The 1039-nt window shown below is 66.4% G+C and carries 1 protein-coding gene; it reads right to left on the reverse strand.

The annotated features are described in order from the left end of the window. Nucleotides 1-22: 22 nt before the first annotated feature. Nucleotides 23-901, reverse strand: coding sequence for an IS5 family transposase (locus ACL02O_RS34265; protein WP_412822332.1), 879 nt, complete (start codon nucleotides 899-901; stop codon nucleotides 23-25). Nucleotides 902-1039 lie beyond the last annotated feature (138 nt).

The raw sequence follows: 1039 nt of genomic DNA on the forward strand, positions 1-1039 counted from the left end.
TAAGGCGTGTTTCATAAGCTGGTCAGAGCCACTCGCAGATGATGGTGATGGTCAGGACGGCCTGGAACCGGACGGCTAACTTGTCGTAGCGGGTGGCTACGCCGCGGTGGCGCTTGAGTCGGGCGATGCCGTTCTCGACGGCATGTCGCATCCGGTAGAGGTCTGGGTCGAACTTCGGCGGGCGTCCGCCGCGGCTGCCCTTGGCCTTGCGATGGGCGTCCTGGTCGGTCTTGCTCGGGATGCACGCCTTGATCCCACGTTTACGCAGGTAGGCGCGGTTACCGCGGCTGGTGTACGCCTTGTCGGCCAGGACCAGGTCGGGGCAGGTGCGGGGCCTGCCCACCCCGAGACGGGTCACCCTGATACGGCGCAGGACCGGGATGAACTGCGGGCTGTCACCACGATGCCCAGCGGTCACGACCATCGATAGGACCTTCTGTCCCTGCTCGCAGGCCAGATGCGTCTTGGTGGTCAGACCGCCGCGAGATCGCCCGAGGGCGTGATCGGCGGGTTCGTCGTGCACGCCGCCGGGTGGCTCTTTCTGCAGGTGACCGTCTCTGCGGGCGCCGGCGGCGTGTTGGTGCGCCCGGCTGGTCATCGAGTCCACGCTGACCGTCCAGGCGATCCGGCCTTCCGCATCGCCTGCGGCCTGTGACGCGGTCAAGATCTTGTCCCAGGTGCCGTCGCGCTGCCAGCGACGGAACAGGCCGTAGACCGTCTGCCAGGGTCCGTACTCGGCCGGGACGTCACGCCAGGGCGACCCGATCCGAATCCGCCACCTGATCCCGTCGATGAGCTGCCGTCTCTCCCACTTCGGCGGACGACCCGTCGTTGGCGCGGCAGGCAACAGCGGAGCCAGAACAGCCCACTGCCTGTCGGTCAGGTCATGCCGCCTCGTCACCGCTACGCTGGGCACGAGGTCTCCGGTATGAAGTTCGAGCTTGGTCGCTGAACCGTTTACCGGAGACCTCTTCAGCTATCGATCACCGCCACGCCGTGACCTTCACCGGCCACCACGACTTCTGAAACACGCCTTAGT

This window comes from Micromonospora mangrovicola, assembly GCF_047200535.1.
Taxonomy (GTDB): Bacteria; Actinomycetota; Actinomycetes; order Mycobacteriales; family Micromonosporaceae; genus Micromonospora.